A 22,112-nucleotide genomic window follows, 5' to 3' on the forward strand; every position below is an offset into this window, starting at 1 on the left:
CCACCCCCTATACGGTGGTACCGATCACCAGGGCACCGGCATCGCAAGGGGGACCGTCGTGAAGCCCACCATGGCCGCCGCGCAGCTCCGCGGCAGTCTGACGCAGTACCTCACGACGACGTACGCCCTCGCCGACGAGGACACCCGCAGCGCGCTCGAACGTTTTCTCGGGCACCCCGAGACCGGCATCTTCCGCGGGCCCTATCTGCGGATCAGGACGCCGTTCCACGTCGCCGACCACGGGTGGGAACGGGAGCTGGAGTGGTCCGCCGGGTTCCCGGGGTTCGCTCCCTGGCGGCACCAGGCGAAGGCGTGGGCGCGGTTGTCCACCCTGCACGGGCCCGCCAGGCCCACGCTGGTGACCACGGGCACCGGATCCGGCAAGACCGAGTCCTTCCTGATCCCCGTACTGGACCACTGCCGGAGGCAGAAGGCCGAGGGGCGGGCCGGGATCAAGGCCGTGCTGCTGTACCCGATGAACGCGCTCGCCACCGACCAGGCCGGGCGCATCGGGGAGTACCTGGCGCGGCCGGAGCTGGCCCAGGTCACGGCAGGCCTGTACATCGGCGACCGGCCCGACACCGACTTCCGGCGGGTGATGACGCGACGCGAGGAGATGCGCCTCTCGCCGCCCGACGTGCTGATCACCAACTACAAGATGCTCGACCTGCTGCTGCAGCGCGGCGAGGACCGCAGCCTGTGGGAGGGGGCCGAGCCCGCCTACGTCGTGCTGGACGAGTTCCACACGTACGACGGGGCACAGGGCACCGACGTGGCGATGCTCCTGCGCCGGCTGGCCGCCGCCACCGGCGCGTCCCGGCCCGGCAGACCCCTGGGGTCGATCTGCCCGGTGGCGACCTCGGCAACGCTCGGCGAGGGAGCGCCGGGCAACGAGGCCGGGGGCATCCTCGATGTCGCGGCGCGGGTGTTCGGGATGCCGTTCCCGGCGGACGCGGTCATCGGCGAGGAGCGGATGACCGCCGACGAGTTCACCGGCACCGTCGACTACGAGCTGCCGGAACCCCCGACTCCGCAGGAAGTCGTGACGGTGTCCGGCGGGCCGGACGCGGAGGCCCGGCCCGACCTGCTGGACCTGGACGCGCTCGCCACCCGGATGCTGGGGCGTTCCGGGCTGACCGCCTTCCGTGTCGGGCGGCTGCTGAAACGGCACGACTTCACCCACGGTGTGCTGTCCCTGCTCGGCGGGGAGCCTCTGGACGAGTGGGCGCTGCGGGACCGGCTCGCCCGGTTCGGCTACTCCTGGGGCCGCACCGCCCGGGAGAACCCGCGGCTGGTGCTCCAGGCGCTGTCCCGGTTCGTGGCACTGCTGTCGGCCGCCCGTGACCCGGATTCCGACGAGCGCAGGCCCCGGCCACTGCTGCACATCGAGGCGCACCTGTGGGTGCGGCCCGTGACGCGGGTGCTGCGCGGGGTCGGCCGCACCCCCGAGTTCCGCTGGTATGAGGACGACCGCACCGCCGCCCGCCGGGCCGCGCTCAACGCCGCGCCTCCGGGTGACGAGGATCCGGACGCCTCGTCCGGCGACTGGCCGTCGTCCTCCGCGAGCAGGCAGCCGCAGTCACTGCCGGGCTCCGACAGCGCGCCCCGCCCGGCCCAGGTGCACCTGCCCGCCGTGTACTGCCGCAACTGCGGGCGGTCCGGCTGGGCAGCCCTGTCCCCCGAGGCCGACCCACAACAGTTGGTGATGGCCCAGGACCGGATCTGGCGGGCCGGTGTGGGCCGGGACAAGCGGCGCGTCCGCTACTTCATCTCCGCCACCGGCCGCGAGCGACAGCAGGCTCTCGACGCGCTGACCGGGGCACGGCCCTCGGACGGCGGCGTCGACCCGCTGTCGGTGGTCGTGCTGGACGGTGGGCAGGGCACCTACCGGCTGCCCGCCGCCGGGGATGACGGCGAGCTCGTCGACGCCTGGTTCGCGCTGGCCGTGCTCGACAAGAAGACCGCCGACCGGGCCGCCAAGGACGACCGGTGCCCGGCCTGCCACACCGACAACAGCATCCGCTTCCTGGGCACGGCCCAGGCGGCCCTCGCCTCGGCGACGGTCACCCAGCTCTTCACCGGCGGCGACATCGCGCTCGTACCGGAGGAACGCAAGACGCTGCTGTTCAACGACTCCACGCAGGACGCGGCACACCGGGCGGGGTACGTCGCCAACGCCTCGTACAAGTTCTCGCTGCGCTCGCTGCTCGCCCACAACCTGGACGACTCGGGGGCACCGACGACGCTGAACGACCTGATCGGCCACGTCCTCGACTCGGTCGACGACCCGGATGCGCTGGCCGCCGTGGTGCCCCCCGATCTGCACGACGAGCCGGGCGTCGACCGGCTGCTGTCCGGCCGCGGCACCGGCGACGCGCGGACCTGGCGGCTGATCGGCGAACGGCTGGCCTTCGCGACGGTGATGGAGTTCGGGCTGCGCAGCCGCATGGGGCGCACGCTGGAACTGACGCGGACCGCCGCCGCCGAGGTCGCCGTGGCGGAACCGGACCAGGTCACGGACCTGGCGCGGGACCTGCACCTGTCGCTGCCCGGTCAGCTGCTGGCGGTCGGCGGGCTGCCGACTCCCGAACGCTATCTCGCGTACGTCCGGGGCCTGCTGGAGCGGCTGCGGCTGCGCGGCGCGGTACGGCACCACTGGCTCGACACCTGGATCAAGGAAGCCGGCAGCAACCGCTACCTCATCTCCGGGCGGCGGCCCGACGGCATGCCCGCGTTCCCCGAGGGGGTCGCCCCGCCCCGGTTCCTGCTGGACGGACAGAAGGACAGGTCCGAGTTCGACTCGATCACCGGACGCCTGGGCTGGTACCAGGACTGGACCCGCAGATCCCTGGACCTGGACGCCGCGGGGGCCACCGAGTACCTGCGCAGACTGCTGCCCGCCCTCGCCGACGCGGGCGTCCTCGCGACGCGGACCACCCGCGACCGCCAGACCCGCGTGTACGGGCTGCAGCCCGGCCACATCGAGGTGCGGCTCCTCGACGACGCCGTCGTCAACAAGGCCTTCGTCGCTTGCGAGGACTGCCGCTGGCAGCAGGTCGTGTCGCCCGAGCGGCGCACTCGGTGGCACGGACATCCCTGCCCCCGGTACCGGTGCAAGGGCCGGCTGACCGCGCCACAGCCCGGCCTGTCCGGTGCCGAGGCCGAGGTGTCCCGCTTCGGCTCGTTCACGCCGGAACGGGACTACACCGGCGACTACTACCGCCGTCTCTACCTGACGGGCGGCACGTTCCGCGTGGTGACCGCCGAGCACACGGGCATGCTCAGCCGCCCCGAACGAGAGCGCGTCGAGCGCACTTTCAAGGCGGGTACGCACTACACCGACCCCAATGTGCTGTCGTGCACCCCGACGCTGGAACTCGGCATCGACATCGGCGAGTTGTCCGCCGTCCTGCTCGGCTCCCTGCCGGCCGGTCCCGCCAACTACGTGCAGCGGGCCGGACGCGCCGGACGCCGCACGGGCAACGCGCTGGTGGTCGCGTTCGGCGGACGCAAGGCGCGCGACCTGTACTACCTGGACGAGCCTCGCGAGATGATCGCCGGAACCATCCTGCCGCCGGGCTGTTACCTCTCGGCGGTGGAGATCCTGCGCCGCCAGTACACGGCACGGCTGCTGGACCTGGCAGCCCGCGGCGAGCTGCGGACCTCCGACGGCGAGGTGCTCGCGCCCCTGCCACGGCTGTCCTCCGCGCTGTTCGGCACCAGCGGGTGGTGCCAGGACCTCGCGGACGCCGCCCAGACGCACGGCGCGGCCCTCGTGGAGGAGTTCCTGGCCCTGTTCCCCGACGGCAGCGGCGGACGAGACCCCGACAGCTCCGACGGCGCGGGCGTTTCCGAGTACGCGGCCGAGGAACTCCGCGCGTATGCGACGGGCGGGATCGTACGGGCGCTGCAGGAGGCCGAGGAAGACTGGACGGGACGGCGCGAGGAACTGCGCCGCAGGATCTCCGCGATCGACGAGGCCGCGGGACACCTGGCCCGGTCCGACGACACGCAGGACCGGGAGCGGCGCGAACTGCTGGCCGAGCGGCGAGGCGCCGGGGACCTGCTGCGGGAGCTGAGCCAGTCCAGCGCCCACGCCACCCTGGTGGACCTCGGGCTACTGCCGAACTACAGCCTGACGGACACCACCACGCAGTTGGAAGCGACGCTGTACTGGACGGAGACGCCGGGCGACGAGGACGGCACCCCTGGCGCGGACACCGATCAGGGCGCCGTCCGCAAGGTGTACCGCAGTGAGACCCGGGACTACGAGCGGTCCCGCAAACTGGCCCTCACCGAACTCGCCCCCGGCAACAGTTTCTACGTCAACGGCTACCGGCACGTGGTGCGGGCTCTCGACGTCGGCAGCCCCGAGCGCCGCGCCTGGTCAGTGTGGCGGCTCTGTCCCGCCTGCGGATACGTCCGCACCGAGGCGCAGAACGCCGAGCACAACACCGACCCGTGCCCGCGCTGCCGCGGACGGGAGATCGCCGATGCGGGCTGTGTCCAGCGCGTCCTGCGACCCCGGCGGGTCCTGTCCCGCGACAAGCGCGACGACGCCCGGGTCCGCGACGACCGCGACGAACGGGACCGCAAGCGCTACGCGGTGCTCACCACCGTGGACATCGACCCCGACCGACTGGCACCCGGCTCATGGCGGCACGACACCGCCGTGTTCGGCGTGGACTTCACCCGCCATGCCACCATCCGGACGCTGAACCTGGGGCTGGACCGCGAGGACGGCAGCAGCACGGTGCCGCTCGCCGGGCAGGACGTACGGCTCAACCCGTTCCATGTCTGCACCGAGTGCGGCGGCGCGACGGCCGACGGCCGCCCAGTGGTGGAGGTGTCGCAGCACGCGCTCACCGAGTCGGGGGCGACGAGCACCCCGGCTGCCGCGCACCATCAGCTGTGGTGCCCGCGCCGCCGGGTCCGGGGGCCGGGAACCGGCGCGAGCGAACAAAAGGGCAGAGGGCAGGACGTGCCACTGCTCCTCGCCCACGAACTGACCACCGAGGCCGTGCGGATCCTGCTGCCCGCGTCGGTGGCACGCGTCAAGGAACGGCTCGCGTCGTTCACCGCCGCCCTGTTCGCGGGGATCGCAGCCCGCTACGGCGGCGATCCCGACCACATCGACATCGCCGAGGCGACCATGCCCGATCAGGCGGGTGACCTCGAGGCGGACTGGCCGAGGCGCTTCCTCGTCGTCTACGACCGGTTGCCGGGCGGCACCGGCTACCTGCATCGACTGGCGTCGGCCGACGGATTCCGTGAGGTCCTGCTCAGGGCCCGCGATGTCATCGAGGGGTGCGCGTGCCGTGAGAAGGGGCTCGACGGCTGCCACCAGTGCCTGCTGCGGCGCGTACCGGCCGCCGATTACGACAAGGTCAGCCGCAACGAGGTCCGCCAGATGCTGGACGAGTTGCTGGGCCCCGACGGTGCGGAATGGCGCACCTCGCCGGTGGCCACGACGCGTCACATCCCGCTGCAGCGGCAGGCCGAGAGCGATCTGGAGATCCTCTTCGTCGACACCCTCCAGGACTGGGCGAAGCTGGCGGAGTCGAGGGCAGCGGCTGACGCGTACACCACATCCGCCGGTACATACGCCCTCGACCTGCGGCTCACGGCAGACGACGGGACCACTGTGAGCTGGCGTGTCTCCCAACAGCGTGCCCTGGACAGCGGCACCCGGCCCGACATACTCCTCGAACGACTGGACGCCCCGGGCCCGCGCGTGGCCCTGTACCTCGACGGTTACGCCTACCACGCCACCCCTGAGCACAACCGGCTGAAGGACGACGCCGAGAAACGCGCCCGGCTCCGGGCGGACGGCCTTCGCGTCTTCCAGCTGACCTACCACGATGTCAAGGAGTGGCGTCAGCGGATCCAGGACACCGGGTACGCGGGGGCCGGTCAGGCCGACCCCGTGTGGGTGCCGTACGGCACGGCCGGGCAGCAGCGCGCCCGCGACTACTACGACCGCGTGGGCCGGGGCCTGCCCGGTGAACTCGCCGAGACGGTGTGGGTCAACCCGGCCCGATTGCTGCTGGCCTATCTGCGTTCTCCCGACGCGGAGCGCTGGCGGCGACGGGCGGAAGCGACTGCCGCCGGACTCAGCGGGGCGGACGGCGTGCGAGCCGCCGCGTTCACCGGCGAGGACATCGGGGTCGGTATCCGTGAAGCGCTGCGCGGCGGCAGGCCCGCGGGGGCCGCCGGTCCGGTGCGACTGCTGTCCGGCCGCGACGCGTCCGGCTGCCGTCTGGTGCTGGCCGCGGACGGCAGACGCACCCCGCCCGTATGGACGGGACTTACTGTCCTGGACGACGGAGAAGCGGCGCTCGCCGACGAGCCGACCCACAAACGGCGCTGGCGTGCATGGCTCTACTGGAGCAACGTGCTCCAGTTCCTGGAGCACGGCGGTGGTGACAGCGCCCAACTGACGTCGAGCATGCTCGACGGCTTCGCCCCCGAAGTGCTCACCGTGACCGGCGGGGAGGGCTGGCTGTCCTCGACACGTATCCCCGTGCCCTCCCAGGCCGAGGAACTCGCCTCCGTCGGGGTCGTCGCGGCACCCTCGGTGCCTGCCGTGGGAGGCGGTGAGGCAGCCCAGCCGATGCACACGGCAGGCAGGTCCACCGACGCCGGGCCAGGGCGGGATCCCGGCTGGGATCGGGTCATCGAGTACCTCGACCCGGAGGAACCGGGGCTCGCCGAACTCGCCGACGCGCTGGCCACCGCGGCGGTGCCGGCCCCTCAGGACGGCTACGAACTGGACAGCCGCGGCTGGCAGGCCGAACTGGCATGGCCCGACACCCGGATCGGAGTGGTCCTCGCACCTCGCACGGACGGAGACGAGCCCGACTACGAGGCACAGGACCGGGACAAGGCGTTCGCGGCAGCGGGCTGGACAGTCCACACCGCTGCCGCATGGGAACCGGCGGCCATGATCGCCCGGCTCACGGAACGGCAGAACAACAGCGACACCATCAGCGACGGGGAGCCGAAACAATGAACACCTCCGGCGTCACGCTGCGCCTGCTCGACAAGGCCGACAAGGAGATCCTCAAGCTTCCCCGCACGGTCAAGGGCGCGTTCTTCGACTTCCAGCACAAGTTCCGGAGCAACCCGCACACCACCGGGCTGAAACTCCAGCAGCTCAAGGGCGACAGCAGGCTCTGGTCGGCGCGCGTCAACGACGAGTACCGGGCGCTGCTGCTGCGGCTCGCCGACAACGACTGGCTGATCGTCTCCGTCAAGCACCGCAAGGACGTCTACAACCGGCTGTCGTACGGCGTCAACCAGGTCACGGGCGGCATCGAGTACGTCGACCTGGAGGTGGTCGAGGACAGCGTCCTGCGCCGGCTCCCCGCTCCGGCCTCACAGGCCCCGGCACCCGCCGAACCGGCCGCGTCCTCGCAGCCGGAACCGCGGGTCCGGTCACTGTTCGCCGACTGGTCGGACCAGCAGTTGTCGGACCTCGGTGTCGCCGAACCGCTGCTGCCCGTCATCCGCACCCTCACCACCGAGGAGCAACTGCTCGGACTCGTCGAGTACGCGCCGCAGCTCACCGGTGAAGTGCTGCTCGCGCTGTTCGACGGGGCGTCGTACGACGCCGTGCTCGATCAGGTGACCAAGCCGGTGGCCGCCACCGAGCCGGTCGACCCGAACGACTTCGAGACCGCCGCACAGCGACCGGCGACGGTCGTCACCACGACGGACGACGCCCTGCGGGAGGCATTGGAGAGCGGCGACTTCGGCCGCTGGAAGGTCTTCCTCCACCCCACCCAGGCCCGGCTGGTCGAACGGCGCTACAACGGTCCCGCCCGGGTGGGCGGAGGTCCCGGGACCGGCAAGACCATCGTCGCCCTGCACCGGGTGCGGTATCTCGTGCGGCAGCTGCCCCCGGGCCGGGACAAACCCGTCCTCCTGACCACGTACAACAAGAACCTCGCCGCCGACCTGCGCTCCCGGCTGCTGGAACTGGGGGGCGAGGAACTGCTGAGCCGGGTCGAGGTGAGCCACGTCGACCAGCTGGCACTGCGGATCGTCCGCGAGGCCGAACCGGGCAACGGGAAGCAGGCCATCGACGACAGCCAAGCCGTGCGCGAATGGCGCGGGTTGCTGGACGAACTGGGAGAGGAGGGATGGGACCCGGAGTTCCTGCACGACGAGTGGACGCAGGTCATCCTGGGCCAGGCCGTCGGCACCCGCACCGACTACTTCCGGGCCCGGCGTGCCGGCCGTGGCAGGAACATCGGTCGTGCTGAGCGCGCCGAGATCTGGCAGCTCGCGGAGCGGTTCTCGCAGCGGCTCGACCGGCTCGGGCGGCAGACCTGGGACCAGGTGGCCGAGCGTGCCGCACGGCTCGAAATGGGACGCGAGCAGAGAATCCTCACCGTCGCCCGGCAGCGTGAGGAGGCGGGCGGCCTCGACAACGTCCACCTCCAGGACGGCTCAGGAGGGTGGCTGCGCTACCGGTACCGGCACATCGTGGTGGACGAGGCTCAGGATCTTCGGCCCGCCCACTGGAAGTTGCTGCGTGCGATGGCCGCCCGAGGTGCCGACGACCTGTTCCTGGTCGGGGACACCCACCAGCGCATCTACAAGAACCAGGTGACGCTGGGCAGCCTGGGCATCAACATCCGTGGCCGGTCCTCGAAGCTGAGCCTCAGCTACCGCACGACACGGCAGATCCTCCGCTCCGCCCTCGGCGTGCTGGGCGAGACGAGGTACGACGACCTCGACGGCAACGAGGAAAACCTGGCCGGCTACCGGTCGGTGCTCAGCGGGGGGCTCCCTGCCGGGCACGCGTTCCCGGACTGGGCCGCCGAGCGGGAAGGCGTGGCCGCGCTCATCAAGGAGTGGGATGCCGACTCCGACACGGGCATTCAGCACGAGCAGATCGCGATCTGCGTACCGACCAACCAAATGGCGGCCGAGGTGGCCTACACGCTCAAACTGAACGGCATCCACTCGGTGGAGATCCGTTCCGACGGCCCGCACGGTTCCTCGGGCGTGCACATCGGCACGATGTTCCGGTTCAAGGGGCTGGAGTACCAGCGAATGATCATCGCTGGCGTGTCGGACGGGCTCGTGCCGCGCGAGGCTGTCAGCAGGCTGCGCGATACGGACCGGGTCCGCTACCGGCACGAAATCCAGCGGGCTCGTTCCCTGCTGTTCGTGGCGGCCACCCGGGCACGCGACAGTGTGGACGTGTTCTGGCACGGCAAGCCAAGCCCGTTCCTCGATGGCTCTTGGGTCGACACACCGGAGTCGGCATCGTGACGTCACAGAGCCTTCCCTCGACCAGGTGTGACGTGACGTTCCGCGGCCTTCCAGTCGAGTTCGGCGCCCGGGGCCGCTGCCGTCGACTCACTATGGGATAGATCGCTCATCAGGTAGCCGAACGACAGCCTCCGCAAGCGGAATTGACGCATCGACCCGGCAAAAGGCTCTGTCATGGCCAGGGTTCAAAACACCCAGAGAGCAAGCCTTTGCAGCGGTAAAGGCCAGCCGGACACGTGTGGCTGTAGCCGCGCGAGCCCGTTTCGACCGGTACGGAACGGAGTCTGCCTGAGCCGTCCAACACGCGAAAAAAGTCCCTGACCAGCATATTCGCTGACCAGAGACTCTAGGCGGCAGACGAGTCGGGCTGTACGCCGGGTTCTGTTCCGGGGGTTCTCGCGAAGCCCCCGGCGACGGCCATCCATCTAGGGCCGGCGTTGCCGCCGGCCTCGTGCGGTCTACCCGCGGACTTGGGCGGGCAGCCCTCGAACGTCCGCGCAGAGCACGTGTTACCGCGCTCCTTTTGACCTTGCTCCGGGTGGGGTTTACCTAGCTGCCCAGGTCGCCCTGGGCACTGGTGGTCTCTTACACCACCGTTTCACCCTTACCGGGGGCCGAAGCCCTCGGCGGTCTGTTTTCTGTGGCACTGTCCCGCGGGTCACCCCGGGTGGCCGTTAGCCATCACCCTGCCCTGTGGAGCCCGGACGTTCCTCGGGAAGCCCCTAAGGGGACTCCACGCGGCCGTCCGCCCGGCTCGTCTGCCGTGTCGACCATGTTACCGGGCGCGGGTCCTCCTTCCGTCCCGCCGGTCCAGTCGACGGTCCCGCCGCCGTTGCCAGGACGGAGCCCGCCAGGATCAGGGTGAAGGCGGCGACGATCGCCGGGGTCAGGGGCTCGTCGAGGAACAGGGCGCCTACCGCCACCGCGACGGCCGGGTTGACGTAGGTGAAGACCATCGCGCGGGAGGGGCCCACCTCCTTGATCAGTTCCAGGAAGGCGACGAAGGCGAGCGCCGTGCAGATCACGCCCAGGCCGATGAGGGCGGTCAGAACCGACGCGGACGGCATCTCCGCAGGCCAGGTCGCTGCCGCCGCGGGTGTGTAGACCAGGGCCGCCAGCGCCAGGCAGGGCGCGGTGAGCTGGAGGGTCGGTACGTCCTTCAGCCAGCGTGCCGCGATCAGGGGCGCCGTCGCGTATCCCAGCACCGTCAGGAACACCTCCGCCAGGGAGCGGGCGTCGCCGCCGGTGAGATGCGGCACGGTGAGGACGGCGACGCCCGCCAGGCCCAGCGCCAGTCCCGTCATCCGCCGTAGGCCGAGGCGTTCCGCGTCGCCGAAGAAGCGGGCCAGGACGACGCCGACGATCGGCACGCCCGCGATCAGCAGGCCCGCCGTCGAGCTGGACAGGTGGCGCTCGGCGTCCGTGAGCGTGAACCACGGGCCGAGGATCTCGATGCACGCGAAGGCCAGCATGGGCAGCCAGTGGGTGCGGACGGTGCGGAGCAGGCCGCCGCCGCGCAGCGCGAAGGGGAGCAGGAGGGCGGCGCCCAGGGCGCAGCGCGTGAACACCACCATGGACGGTGACAGCGAGGCGTCCACCGCCACCTTGATCATCAGGTAGGGGATGCCCCACACCACTCCCATCAGGGAGAACAGGAACCAGCCGCGTGCAGTCATGCGGGGAGTGTCGGCCGGGTCCCGGTCAGGTGTCTTGAACGCTGTTGCGGTACGCCGCCGGCGTCACGCCCATGACGCGGCGGAACCAGCGGGTGAGGTGGGCCTGGTCCGCGAAGCCGACCAGGGAGGCTGCCTCGGCCGGGCGCAGGCCGGCCTCCAGCAGGGCTCTCGCCCTGGTCACCCGGTACTGGGACAGCCAGGCGTAGGGCGGTATGCCGGTCGTCGCACGGAAGGCGCGCAGGAGTTGGTAGCGGGACAGGCCCAGGTCTGCGGCGAGGTCGGCGAGGGAGGGCGGGGTGAGGAGTTCGTCGGCGAGACGGTCGCGGACGGCGAGGGTGATGCGCTCGGCGCCGGGGATCGTGTCGCACACCGGGCGGGCCGTGGAGTGGCGGCGGGCTAGGGCCGTCAACAGCCACGGGAGGCGGGACTCGACCTCCAGCGGGTCGGGGCAGGCGGCCAGGTCCGTGTGGGCGCGGGCCAGGGCGACGGCCAGTTCGGGGTCGTCGATGACGGGGTCGTGGAAGTGCGGGAGGCCGCCGACGGCGCCGTCCGTCAGCAGCGACACCGGCGCGTAGAGGGCGCGGTAGGCGTAGCCGCCGTCGGGGGTTCCCGGGCCGCCGGTGTGCATCTCGCCGGGGGCGAGGACGACGATGGAGCCGGGACCGAGGCGGAGGCGGCCGCCGCGGTAGTCGATGACCTCGGAGCCGCCCACGCACACGCCGACGTTGAGCTCCTCGTGGGCGTGCGGGGCGTAGACGTGCCGTTCGAAGCGGGCGGTGAGCAGGTCCAGGGGCGGGCCGCAGCGGCCCAGCCGGGCCCTCGTCCACCACGCCTGTTCACGGCTCACGCGCCACCCCCTGGAATCCTGAGTTCCTCGTGCTTCCCCAGGGGTTCCTCGTGCTTCCCCTTGAGTTTTTCGTGCTTCTAGGGGTGCAACGCCTTCAGGCCGCGGTTCCATGCCGACGGGAGGTCGGCGTCGTCCGGAAACCGGCCGTGGATCTCCAGGATCACCATGCCGTGGGCGAAGGCCCAGGTCGCGCGGGCCAGGTCGAGGTCGCCGCCGCAGGCCCGCAGCAGCGGCATCGCGGCCCGGTCCTCCAGGCCGGGCGGGAGCTCGGCGCGGGGCAGGGGGCGTTCCGTGGCCAGGCAGTACAGGTGGGGGTGGGCCAGCGCGTACGTCCGGTACGCCTGCGCCAGCGCGGTGAGCGAGCCGGGTTCGTGTTCCTCCGCCGCCTCCAGGGCCGCCGCCGACTCCTGAAGCATCTGGGCCGTCAACTCGACCTCGACGGCGTGCTTGTCGGGGAAGTGCTTGTAGAGGGAGGGCGCCTTGATGCCGAGGTGGTCGGCCAGGGCGCGCATGGTGAGCGCGGTGGGCCCGGCCTCCTCCAGAAGGGTCCGGGCAGCCGTCGCGATCTCCCGGGCGCGCGGGGTCAGTCGTTCGGACAGCAGCTGGTCAGCCACGCTGGAAGCCCTCCTTCGTGCGCAGTCCGTAGCCGAAAGCGCGATCGTACGAGATGTGCGCGGCCCAGCCGCACAGGGCGGCGAAGAGCGGGGCCCAGGTGAACGGGCCGAAGGCGTAGAGGGCCATGAGCGCGAGCGGGACGAGGGCGCGGTGCATCGCGTTGTAGCACGGCACCGCGCGGGGCGGGAGCTGGCCCTTCGCCATGCGGGGCGCGTCGTCGAGGGCGACGAGGAAGGTCAGGTCCGGGGCGATGAAGAAGGCGAACGCGAGCGTTCCGGCGAGCCAGCCGTGGTTGACGCCCTCCAGGACCGCGAACGCCGACCAGCACAGCGCGCCCGCGAGCCAGGCGGTGCGGCGGACGAGGGTGAGGGGGGAGCGGGTGGCCGTGGCGGTCGTGGTGACCGTGGCCGTCTTGCCGGTCGTGGCCGTCTTGGATGTGTTGGCCGTCATGGCTGTCTTGGCGGTCGTGGTAGTTGCGCTCATGACTGCTGCCTCCTTGGACGACGGGATGATGTTTCACATTCCAGCCTTGGCTAACACTGTTAGCCCCGACAGTCAGAAACTGTAGGGCTAACAGTGTTAGCCGTCAAGGAGTCGGCCAGAGCCACCCGGGTCAGTCGGTCAGCCGGTCAGTCGGTCAGCCGGCTCCGAACACCCCCTCCAGCGCGTCGAAGGCCGCCGTCATCCGCGCCCGGTGCTCGTCCATGACGGCCGCCGCCCGCTCCCCCGCGAGCAGGCGGCGCGCGGTGGTGACGTAGGCCGAGCGGTAGGCCGCGACCGCCAGGGCGGCCACGAGGTGCGGGTCCGGGAGGTCGGGAGCGGTCTCCGCGAAGGTCCGCGCCAGCGCCTCCTCCACCTCCTCGACGCCCTCGCGGGCGCGAGCGCGCAGTGCGGGCGAGTCGACGACGACCCTCCAGAAGTACGGGAAGTCGTCGTCTACCCCGCCCAACGGGTGCCGCTGGTCGAGGAGTTGGAGTGCGAGAGCGCGGAGGGCGGCGAGCGGGCCCTGGGCGGGATCGCGTTGCCTGACCGCTTCCGTGAACATGTCCACGGCCTGGGGGATGCGGTCGAGGAAGAGGTCCTCCTTGCGCGGGAAGTAGTTGAAGACGGTCATCGCGGACACGTCCGCCGCCCTGGCGACCTCCGCGACGGTCACCTCGTCGAAGCCTCGCTCGACGAACAGGCCGGTCGCCACGTCCGAGATCCGCTGCCGCGTGGCCTGCTTCTTGCGTTCCCGAAGGTTCGGTTCCGTTTTCCCTTGCTCCATCTTGACCTCCATCCTGAGGAAAACTATAGCGGCCACAAACTTTTAGTCACTACAGTGAATGTATGACAAAGCTCAGGACAGACACTGAATACGACGTCGTCGTGGTCGGCGCCGGGCCGGTCGGGCTGATGTTGGGGTGCGAGTTGGCGCTCGGCGGGGCGCGCACGCTGATCGTCGAGCGGCTGGCCGAGGTGGACGAGACGATCAAGGCGGGCGCGATCAACTCCCCGACCGCCGTGGCCCTCTACCGACGCGGGCTGCTGCCCGCGCTCGCGGAGATCCAGGACGCGGCGATGAGTCGGTTCCGGGAGTTCATGAAGGCGCGGGGCGGGGAGGCGGGCGCGGGGGCCGTGCCGCCGCCGAAGTTCGCCGGACACTTCGCCGGCATCATGCTGACCGCCGACCTGCTGGACGACGCGGACCCGGCCTTCGCGGACCTCGGACCGGTCGACGGCATCGGCCTGGTCCCGCAGGCGACGCTGGAGCGGCTGCTCGGCGAGCGCGCCCGGAAGCTGGGCGTGGAGGTGCGCCGTCAGGTCGAGGTGACCGGGTTCGACACCGACGCAGACGACGATGACCAGGACGGCGTCACCGTACGCCTCACGCGTGGGCGGGACGTGCGCGCGGGCTGGCTCGTCGGATGCGACGGCGGCCGTAGCACCGTCCGCAAGCTCGCCGGGTTCGACTTCCCGGGCACGCCCCCGGAGATCACCGGGTACCAGGCGATCGCCGACATGACCGGGACGGAGGGGCTGCGGCGTGGCTGGAACACGACGGACGTCGGGACGTACGTCCACGGTCCGATGCCCGGCCGGGTCCTGACCGTGGAGTTCGACGGGCCGCCCGCCGACCGTGAAACACCCGTCACCGCCGAGGAGTTGCAGGCCAGTGTGCGCCGCGTGACCGGGGTCGACGTGACGGTGGACAAGGTGCACTCGCTGACCCGGTTCACCGACAACTGCCGTCAGGCGAGCAGCTATCGCGCGGGCCGGGTGCTGCTCGCGGGCGACGCGGCGCACGTCCACTCGCCGTTCGGCGGGCAGGGGCTCAACCTCGGCATCGGGGACGCGATGAACCTCGGCTGGAAGCTCGCGGCGGTGGTGCGCGGGCACGCTCCCGAGGGGCTGCTCGACTCCTACACGCGGGAACGGCATCCGATCGGCGCCTGGGTGCTGGAGTGGACGCGGGCCCAGATCGCGCTGATGCGCCCCGAGTCGCACGCGCGCGCCCTGCGCGAGGTGGTGACCGGCATGACGGAGACGGTCGACGGCACCACCTACCTGGTCAAGAAGATCTCCGGCGTCTGGCAGCACTACGACCTGCCCGGTGACCATCCGCTGGTCGGCCGCAGCGCCCCCGACCTGGCACTCGCGGACGGCGCCCGGCTCGCCGACGGCCTGCACGGCGGACGCGGCCTGCTGCTCGACCTGGCCGACGACCCGAAGCTGCGCGCCCGCGCGGAGGGGCACGCCGACCGGGTGGACGTCCGCACGGTCGCCGCCCCCGACCGTCCGGAGCTCACGGCGCTGCTCGTGCGGCCGGACGGGTACGTGGCCTGGGCGGCGGCGGACCCGGAGCATGCCCCCGAGGACACGGTGGACGACATCGCGGACGACACCCTGGAGGCGGCGCTGGAACGCTGGTTCGGCGCGCCCGCCTCCTGACGACGACCGCGCCGCACAGGGGTGTCATGCGGGGGCGAAACGGATCGTCGGCGCTGTCGGGTCGGCCTCCTTGAGGCGAACGCGCAGCCGCTCGCCCAGCGGAAGAGGAGTGCCGCCCTCACCGCCCTCACCGCTCTCGCCGCCGTCGCCGCTGTCGACGCGGCCGATGACCGCCGGGGACTCCAGCTGGACGGTGCCGACGGTCGGCCGGTGCTCGTCCACGTCCACGACGTAGCCGTCGAACACCTCGCCGACCCGGTCCTTCAGCAGCGCGGCCTCGACGATGTCGACGCAGCCGCGCTCGACGGCGTTCGCGCGGCGGCCGCCCTCCGCCATCTCCTTCGGCAGGGCGTCGAGCACGGCGAGCACCCAGTCGGGCGGGGCGTGGCCGGCGACGGCCGCGAGGCAGAGCTCGGTGGCGTGACGGTCGGCGAGGCGGCGGAGCGGGGCCGTGCAGTGGGCGTACGGGGCGGCGACGGCCGCGTGGGTGGTGATGGCGGGGAGGCTCCCGTCGCGGAAAACGGTGTAGCCGGCGCCCCGCAGCAGGGACGTGCACTCCTGGAGGAAGGCCGCGTGACGGTGGTCGTGCGGGTCGAGGGAGCGGATGAGCTGCGCGTACGAGACGTGGTGCGGCCAGTCGATGTGCAGGGCGTGCGCGGTGCGGCGCAGGCGGCCCACGGCGCCGCCGGGCGCCGCGGGGAGCGTGCGCAGGACGCCCGTGCCCGAGGCGAGCATGAGGTCCGCCGCCGCCATCCCGGTGAGCAGGGAGAGCTGCGCGTTCCAGCCCTCGGCGGGCAGCGGGGCACGGTAGGTCAGCTCGTAGGAGTCGTCGTGCTCGACGACCTCCTGCTCGGGCACGTCGAGGGAGATCCCGCCCCGCTCGGCCTCCAGCCCCTCCCTCAACTTCCCTACTACGGAGATGAGTTGGATCGGTTCCTCGGCAGTGCCCGCGTCGATCTGCTGCTGCACGCCCGCGTAGTCGAGCTTGGCGCGGCTGCGGACGAGGGCGCGGCGGACGTCGACGGCGACGGTACGGCCGTCCGCGTCGAGGTCGACGGTCCACAGGGCGGCCGGGCGGTCGTGGCCGGGCAGCAGACTGGCGGCGCCCTCGCTCAGCACGGCCGGGTGCAGCGGGACCTTGCCGTCGGGGAAGTACAGGGTGTTCACCCGGCTGTGCGCCTCGACGTCCAGCCGTCCGCCGGGGACGACGAACGCGGCGACGTCGGCGATGGCGTACCGGACGCGGTAGCCGGCGCCCTGCCGGGAGAGGTGCAGCGCCTGGTCGAGGTCGGTGGAATAAAGAGGCGGTCGCGCAGCGACTCTTTGGAAGGGTGGTGGCGGGCGACGGGCGGGCGGGTCGAGGGTGAGGAAGGGGATGTCGGTGGCGTCGTACGAGGGCAGGGACGGGGTCTTGGCGACCCGCTCCGCCTCGGCGAGGACCGCGAGCGGGAAGGCGGCCGGTGCGCCGAGTCTCTTGCGCAGTGCGGTGAGGGCGGCCCGGAGGGGGGCTTCGGGCGCGCCGGTCACGCGGATGTGGCGGCGGGGCATGCAACGAATGTAGGACCGGGTGCGCCGGGCGGCACGTCGTACGCTGGCGCGGCAGAGCTCTACCGAAGGAGATCCACCGTGCTGGTCCTGTTGCCGCCCTCCGAAGGCAAGGCGTCCTCCGGGCGCGGCGCCCCGCTCAAGCCGGAGGGCCTCTCCCTGCCGGGGCTCGGCGCCGCCCGCGAGGCCGTCCTCGACGAGCTGGTGGAGCTGTGCGCGGCCGACGAGGACAAGGCGCGCGAGGTGCTCGGGCTGAGCGAGGGGCTGCGCGGCGAGGTCGCGAAGAACACGGAGCTGCGTACGGCGGGCGCGCGGCCGGCCGGGGAGATCTACACGGGTGTCCTGTACGACGCCCTCGGCCTGGCCTCCCTCGACGCGGCGGCGAAGAGGCGCGCGGGCCGGTCGCTCCTCGTGTTCTCCGGGTTGTGGGGGGCCGTCCGGGTGACGGACCGCATCCCGTCGTACCGCTGCTCGATGGGGGTGAAGCTGCCGGGGCTGGGGGCGCTGGGCGCGCACTGGCGCACGCCGATGGCGGCCGTGCTGCCCGAGGCGGCCGGTGACGGGCTGGTGCTGGACCTGCGGTCGGCGGCGTATGCGGGGGCGTGGAAGCCGAAGGGCGAGGTCGCGGGGCGGACGGCGAGCGTGCGGGTGCTGCATGCGCCGACCCGGAAGGTCGTCAGCCACTTCAACAAGGCGACAAAGGGACGGATCGTCCGGAGTCTGCTGACGGCGGGCATCGCCCCCAAGGGCCCGGTCGAGCTGGTGGAGGCGTTGCGGGACCTCGGGTACGTGGTGGAGGAACAGGCGCCCGCGCGGGCGAAGGCCGGGACGACGGCCTGGAGGCTGGACGTGCTGGTGGACGAGGTGCACTGACTCCTGCCGGAGAGCAGGGAGAGCACGGAGAGCAACCCACCGGCCCACCCACCGGCCCACCCGACGACCCACCCGACGGACCTCGCGCACCAGCTATGTTGCAGCATGCGCAATGACCTTTGCGCATGCTGCGCGGCGCGGGCAGGATGAGGCGCATGACCTCACCGCTGCCCTCGTCTCCGGCTGCCTCGGTACTGGATCTGGCGTCGGCTCCTGTCGTGCCCGTGGTGGTCGTCGAGGATGCCGCCGACGCCGTACCGCTGGCGCGAGCGCTCGTGGCGGGCGGGCTGGCCGCGATCGAGGTGACGCTGCGGACGCCCGCCGCGCTCGACGCGATCCGGGAGATCTCCGGAGCGGTCCCGGAGGCGGTCGTCGGGGCCGGCACGGTGATCACCCCGGAGCAGGTGACGGCGTGCGGGGCGGCCGGGGCTCGGTTCCTGGTGAGTCCCGGCTGGACGGACGCCCTGCTGACGGCGATGCGGGCGTCCGGGCTGCCCTTCCTGCCCGGGGTGTCGACCACCTCGGAGGTCGTGGCGCTGCTTGAGCGGGGGGTGCGGGAGATGAAGTTCTTCCCGGCGCAGGCGGCGGGCGGTACGGCCTATCTGCGGTCGCTCGCCGGACCGCTCCCCCAGGCCCGTTTCTGCCCCACGGGCGGGATCGGCCCCGACAACGCGCTGGACTACCTGACCCTGCCCAACGTCGGCTGTGTGGGCGGGAGTTGGATGGTCCCGGCGGACGCGGTCGCGGCCCGGGACTGGGCCCGGATCGAGGGCCTCGCCCGGACCGCCTCGTACCTCAGGGCCGAAGGTGGGACGTGTCGTTGAGGAGGCGGACGCTGGCGTTGCCGTCCGCGTAGTAGGCCACCGCCGACAGCGAGGCCGCCGACAGTTCCATGCGGAACAGTGACTCGGGCGGCGCGCCCAGGGCGAGCCGTACGAACGTCTTGATCGGGGTCACGTGAGTGACCAGCAGGACCGTGCGGCCCGCGTACGCCGCGACCAGTTTGTCGCGGGTGGCCGCGATCCGGGTGGCCGTCGCCGCGAAGCTCTCGCCGCCGCCGGTCGGCTCGGCCTCCGGGTCGGCCAGCCAGGCGTTCAGATCGTCGGGGTAGCGCTCGCGGACCTCGCCGAAGGTCAGCCCCTCCCAGGCCCCGAAGTCCGTCTCGATCAGCCCGTCCTCGACGGTGACCTCCAGACCGAGGCGGGCGGCGACGGCCCCCGCGGTCTCGCGGGTGCGGGCGAGCGGGGAGGCGAGGATGTGCTGGACGGTCCCGCGCCGGGCGAGCGCGGCGGCGGCCCGCTCGGCCTGCTCCCGGCCGACGTCCGAGAGGGAGGGATTGGTGCCGCCGCTTCCGGAGAACCGCTTCTGCGGAGTGAGCGGCGTCTCCCCGTGCCGCAGCAACACAAAGGTGGCGGGCGCCCCAAGATCAGCCCCTCCACCCCACCCGACGGAGGGCACGGCAGAGGTGACGGCGGGGGCGGCGGAGGTGGGGGCGGCGGAGGTGGGGGCGGGGGCGGCGGAGGTGGGGGCGGGGGCGGCGGAGGTGGGGGCGGGGGGCGCGGCAGAAGTGGCGGGGGGCCCGGCAGAGGCCGCGGACGGCCCAGCAGAGGCCGCGGACGGCCCAGCAGAAGCTGCGGCGGGGGTGACGGGGGAAGCAGCCGGGGCGGCGACGGTGCGGGCGGCTCGACGGTCGGCGTCGGTCTTCGCGCCGGTTTCCTGGGCGGCTTCCCGAGCGCTTCCGGTAGCGGCTCCTACGCCGGTTTCCGCGCCCGTTCCCGGAACGGCTCCCACGCCGGTTTCCGCGCCCGTTCCCGGAACGGCTCCCACGCCGGTTTCCGCGCCCGTCCCCGGAACGGCTCCCACGCCGGTTTCCGCGCCCGTCCCCGGAGCGGTTTCGCCGCCGGTTTCCGCGCCCGTTCCCCGAGCGGTTTCGCCGCCAGTCTCCTGGGGCGGGCGGCCGCCAGGACCCTGCGTCGCGGTGCGGGAGCGGGACAGGGCTGCGCGGGCCTTCGCCGCGCCTGCGGTGGCGTTGCCCGGGGGGCCGGCGGGGGTGGCCGGGGGCGCGGTGGTGCGGGCGTCAAGCACGGCGCGGGACGCGCCGGCGTCCCACTGTTCACCGCGCTTGCCCGCGTCCATCGCCTCGTTCGCCAGGCGGTCGGCGTGCTTGTTCTGCTCGCGTGGGATCCACTCGTAGGTGACCTGCCCGGGCGGCAGGACCCGGGCCGCCTCTGCGGCGAGCGGCTTCATGTCGGGGTGCTTGATCTTCCAGCGGCCCGACATCTGCTCGACGACCAGCTTGGAGTCCATGCGCACGCGCACCGAGGCCGACGGGTCGAGGTCCCGGGCGGCCCGCAGGCCGGCCACCAGGCCCCGGTACTCGGCCACGTTGTTGGTGGCGACGCCGATGTACTCGGCCCGCTCGACGAGGGTCTCCCCCGTCGCCGCGTCGATCACCACGCTGCCGTAGCCCGCGGGCCCCGGGTTGCCCCGCGACCCGCCGTCGGCCTCGACGATGAACTCCCGCACGACGTAAGCCCCTTACCGCTTGAAACGACCGGTCACAGACCGGACTCGGACGTGCGCACCAGGATGCGACGGCAGTTCTCGCAGCGGACGACCGTGTCGGGCGCGGCCGCGCGGACCTCGTTGAAGTCGGTGATCGACAGCTCCTGGCGGCAGCCCTGGCAGGTGCGCTGGGAGAGCTTGGCCGCGCCGATGCCGCCCTGCTGCTCGCGCAGCTTGTCGTAGAGCTTGAGCAGGTCGGCGGGGATGGACCCGGCGATGACCTCGCGCTCCTTGGTCACCGTGGCGGCCTCGCCGTCGAGCTCCTCGAAGGCGGCGTCCCGGCGCGCGGTGGCGTCGTCGATCTTCCCCTGGACGGAGCCGACCCGCTCGGTCAGCTCGGCGACCCGCTCCTGCGCGGACTCGCGGCGCTCCATGACCTCCAGGACGACGTCCTCGAGGTCGCCCTGGCGCTTGGCGAGGGAGACGATCTCCTTCTGGAGGTTCTCCAGGTCCTTCGGGGAGGTGACGGCCCCGGAGTCGAGGCGCTGCTGGTCGCGGGCGGCGCGCTGGCGCACCTGGTCCACGTCCTGCTCGGCCTTGGTCTGCTCGCGGGCGGTGTCGCTCTCCTCGGTCTGCGCGGCGACGAGGAGGTCGCGCAGCTGGGTGAGGTCCTTGGTCAGCGACTCGATCTCGGCGTGCTCGGGCAGAGACCTCCGCTTGTGCGCCAGCTGCTGCAGCCGGACGTCGAGGGCCTGGACGTCGAGGAGACGGATCTGGTCGGCGGGCGCGGCGTTCAGTTGGGGGCTCCCAGTGGGTCAGTGGTGGCGGTGGCGGACGCCGCGTGGGCGGTCCAGGGGTCGGTGACCGTACGGGAGACATGGACCCTGAGGTCCCATCCCCGCCGGTCGGAGATCTCGTCGAGCTGGGCGGCCGCCAGCTCGCACCAGGGCCACTCGGTGGCCCAGTGCGCCGCGTCGAGCAGCGCGAGAGGACTGTGCGCGCGGGCCTCGGACGCCGGGTGGTGGCGCAGGTCCGCGGTGAGGAAGGCGTCGACGCCGGCCGCGCGGACGTGGTCGAAGAGGCTGTCGCCGGACCCGCCGCTGACGGCGACGGTCCGCACGACCGCCTCGGGGTCACCGGCCACCCGGATGCCCTGCACGGTGGCCGGCAGTCGTTCGGCGGCCCGGGCGGCGAACTCGCGGACGGTGAGCGGGTGGTCCAGCTCGCAGACCCGGCCGAGCCCGCGCCGCCCGTCGGGATCGCTCGGATCCGGCACGAGGGGCCGTACGACCCGCAGGTCGAGGGCGCCGGCGAGGGCGTCGCTCACCCCCGGGTCGGCGGTGTCGGCGTTGGTGTGAGCGACGTGCAGGGCGATGTCGTTCTTGATGAGGGTGTGCACCACGCGGCCCTTGAAGGTGGAGGCCGCGACGGTCGTCGTCCCGCGCAGATACAGGGGATGGTGGGTGACGAGCAGACCGGCGCCGAGCTGCACGGCCTCCTCGACGATCTCCTGGACGGGATCGACGGCGAACAGAACCCGGGAGACCTCCTGCTCGGGGTCGCCCACGACGGTGCCGACCGCGTCCCAGGACTCGGCCCGTTGGGCGGGCCACAGGTTCTCCAGCGCGGCGATGACTTCAGACAGACGGGGCACGGGCCAAGGCTACCTGGCCGTTCTACGAGCCCGTACTACGAGCCCGTACCGCTGCCGTCGATGCCGGACCGGGCCGATGCACACCCCTTCGACACCCCTCAGGTGAATCGCTTCTGCACCACTCTTATGAGGGAAGCGGACCGCCCGTCGGTCCCACGTCCGTGCGTGCGAAAACTAGCTT

General features: G+C 72.2%; 13 protein-coding genes, 1 other RNA gene and 1 pseudogene. 5 read left to right on the top strand and 10 right to left on the bottom strand.

What is annotated here, in order from left to right; genetic code table 11:
- The first annotated feature begins 58 nt into the window (after positions 1–58).
- On the top strand, positions 59–7,012 hold the full coding sequence (locus ACIBAF_RS01840; RefSeq protein WP_399461108.1) for a DEAD/DEAH box helicase: 6,954 nt from the start codon (positions 59–61) through the stop codon (positions 7,010–7,012).
- The gene (locus ACIBAF_RS01845) at positions 7,009–9,285 is read left to right on the top strand and encodes a UvrD-helicase domain-containing protein (protein WP_399461109.1); all 2,277 of its coding nucleotides are present in this window, start codon (positions 7,009–7,011) and stop codon (positions 9,283–9,285) included. Before ACIBAF_RS01840 ends, ACIBAF_RS01845 begins: the two co-directional genes overlap by 4 nt.
- A gap of 354 nt (positions 9,286–9,639) precedes the next feature.
- Here the strand turns inward: ACIBAF_RS01845 and rnpB are convergent.
- The 6 genes and pseudogenes from rnpB to ACIBAF_RS01875 all read right to left on the bottom strand — a co-directional run bounded on the left by rnpB (position 9,640) and on the right by ACIBAF_RS01875 (position 13,690).
- An RNA gene (gene rnpB, locus ACIBAF_RS01850) (RNase P RNA component class A) lies at positions 9,640–10,042 on the bottom strand.
- An 88-nt stretch (positions 10,043–10,130) separates the two neighbouring features.
- A pseudogene (locus tag ACIBAF_RS01855) lies at positions 10,131–10,961 on the bottom strand (DMT family transporter); the annotation flags it as partial.
- A gap of 25 nt (positions 10,962–10,986) precedes the next feature.
- Positions 10,987–11,808: a helix-turn-helix domain-containing protein gene (locus ACIBAF_RS01860; protein ID WP_399461110.1), complete on the bottom strand. Its 822-nt coding sequence runs from the start codon at positions 11,806–11,808 to the stop codon at positions 10,987–10,989.
- Positions 11,809–11,885: 77 nt separating this feature from the next.
- Positions 11,886–12,395: a TetR/AcrR family transcriptional regulator gene (locus ACIBAF_RS01865; RefSeq protein WP_399461333.1), complete on the bottom strand. Its 510-nt coding sequence runs from the start codon at positions 12,393–12,395 to the stop codon at positions 11,886–11,888.
- Between the two features lie 19 nt (positions 12,396–12,414).
- Positions 12,415–12,906 (bottom strand): DUF4260 family protein, encoded by a 492-nt coding sequence (locus ACIBAF_RS01870; protein WP_399461111.1) that lies wholly within the window; start codon positions 12,904–12,906, stop codon positions 12,415–12,417.
- Between the two features lie 154 nt (positions 12,907–13,060).
- Complete coding sequence (locus tag ACIBAF_RS01875; protein ID WP_399461112.1) at positions 13,061–13,690, bottom strand: TetR/AcrR family transcriptional regulator; 630 nt, start codon at positions 13,688–13,690, stop codon at positions 13,061–13,063.
- 62 nt (positions 13,691–13,752) lie between these two features.
- Here ACIBAF_RS01875 and ACIBAF_RS01880 point away from each other — a divergent pair, with 62 nt between their 5' ends.
- The gene (locus tag ACIBAF_RS01880) at positions 13,753–15,354 is read left to right on the top strand and encodes an FAD-dependent monooxygenase (RefSeq protein WP_399461113.1); all 1,602 of its coding nucleotides are present in this window, start codon (positions 13,753–13,755) and stop codon (positions 15,352–15,354) included.
- A 24-nt stretch (positions 15,355–15,378) separates the two neighbouring features.
- Here ACIBAF_RS01880 and ACIBAF_RS01885 read toward each other — a convergent pair whose 3' ends face one another.
- A complete protein-coding gene (locus ACIBAF_RS01885; protein WP_399461114.1) occupies positions 15,379–16,902 on the bottom strand; it encodes an RNB domain-containing ribonuclease in 1,524 nt (507 codons plus the stop codon).
- Positions 16,903–16,980: 78 nt separating this feature from the next.
- Here ACIBAF_RS01885 and yaaA point away from each other — a divergent pair, with 78 nt between their 5' ends.
- Positions 16,981–17,772, top strand: a complete 792-nt coding sequence (yaaA, locus tag ACIBAF_RS01890) for a peroxide stress protein YaaA (RefSeq protein WP_399461115.1) — start codon at positions 16,981–16,983, stop codon at positions 17,770–17,772.
- Positions 17,773–17,927: 155 nt separating this feature from the next.
- Positions 17,928–18,596: a bifunctional 4-hydroxy-2-oxoglutarate aldolase/2-dehydro-3-deoxy-phosphogluconate aldolase gene (gene eda, locus ACIBAF_RS01895; protein WP_399461116.1), complete on the top strand. Its 669-nt coding sequence runs from the start codon at positions 17,928–17,930 to the stop codon at positions 18,594–18,596.
- Here the strand turns inward: eda and ACIBAF_RS01900 are convergent.
- From ACIBAF_RS01900 to ACIBAF_RS01910, 3 genes are read right to left on the bottom strand one after another with little or no spacing between them, the layout of a single operon-like run.
- On the bottom strand, positions 18,568–20,298 hold the full coding sequence (locus ACIBAF_RS01900; protein WP_399461117.1) for a bifunctional RNase H/acid phosphatase: 1,731 nt from the start codon (positions 20,296–20,298) through the stop codon (positions 18,568–18,570). The two genes, eda and ACIBAF_RS01900, sit on opposite strands and share 29 nt — an antisense overlap.
- 32 nt (positions 20,299–20,330) lie before the next feature.
- The gene (locus ACIBAF_RS01905) at positions 20,331–21,074 is read right to left on the bottom strand and encodes a zinc ribbon domain-containing protein (protein WP_399461334.1); all 744 of its coding nucleotides are present in this window, start codon (positions 21,072–21,074) and stop codon (positions 20,331–20,333) included.
- Positions 21,071–21,931, bottom strand: coding sequence for a Nif3-like dinuclear metal center hexameric protein (locus tag ACIBAF_RS01910; protein WP_399461118.1), 861 nt, complete (start codon positions 21,929–21,931; stop codon positions 21,071–21,073). Before ACIBAF_RS01910 ends, ACIBAF_RS01905 begins: the two co-directional genes overlap by 4 nt.
- Between the last annotated feature and the right edge of the window lie 181 nt (positions 21,932–22,112).

It is taken from the genome of Streptomyces sp. NPDC051677 (assembly GCF_044453465.1).
GTDB lineage: Bacteria > Actinomycetota > Actinomycetes > Streptomycetales > Streptomycetaceae > Streptomyces.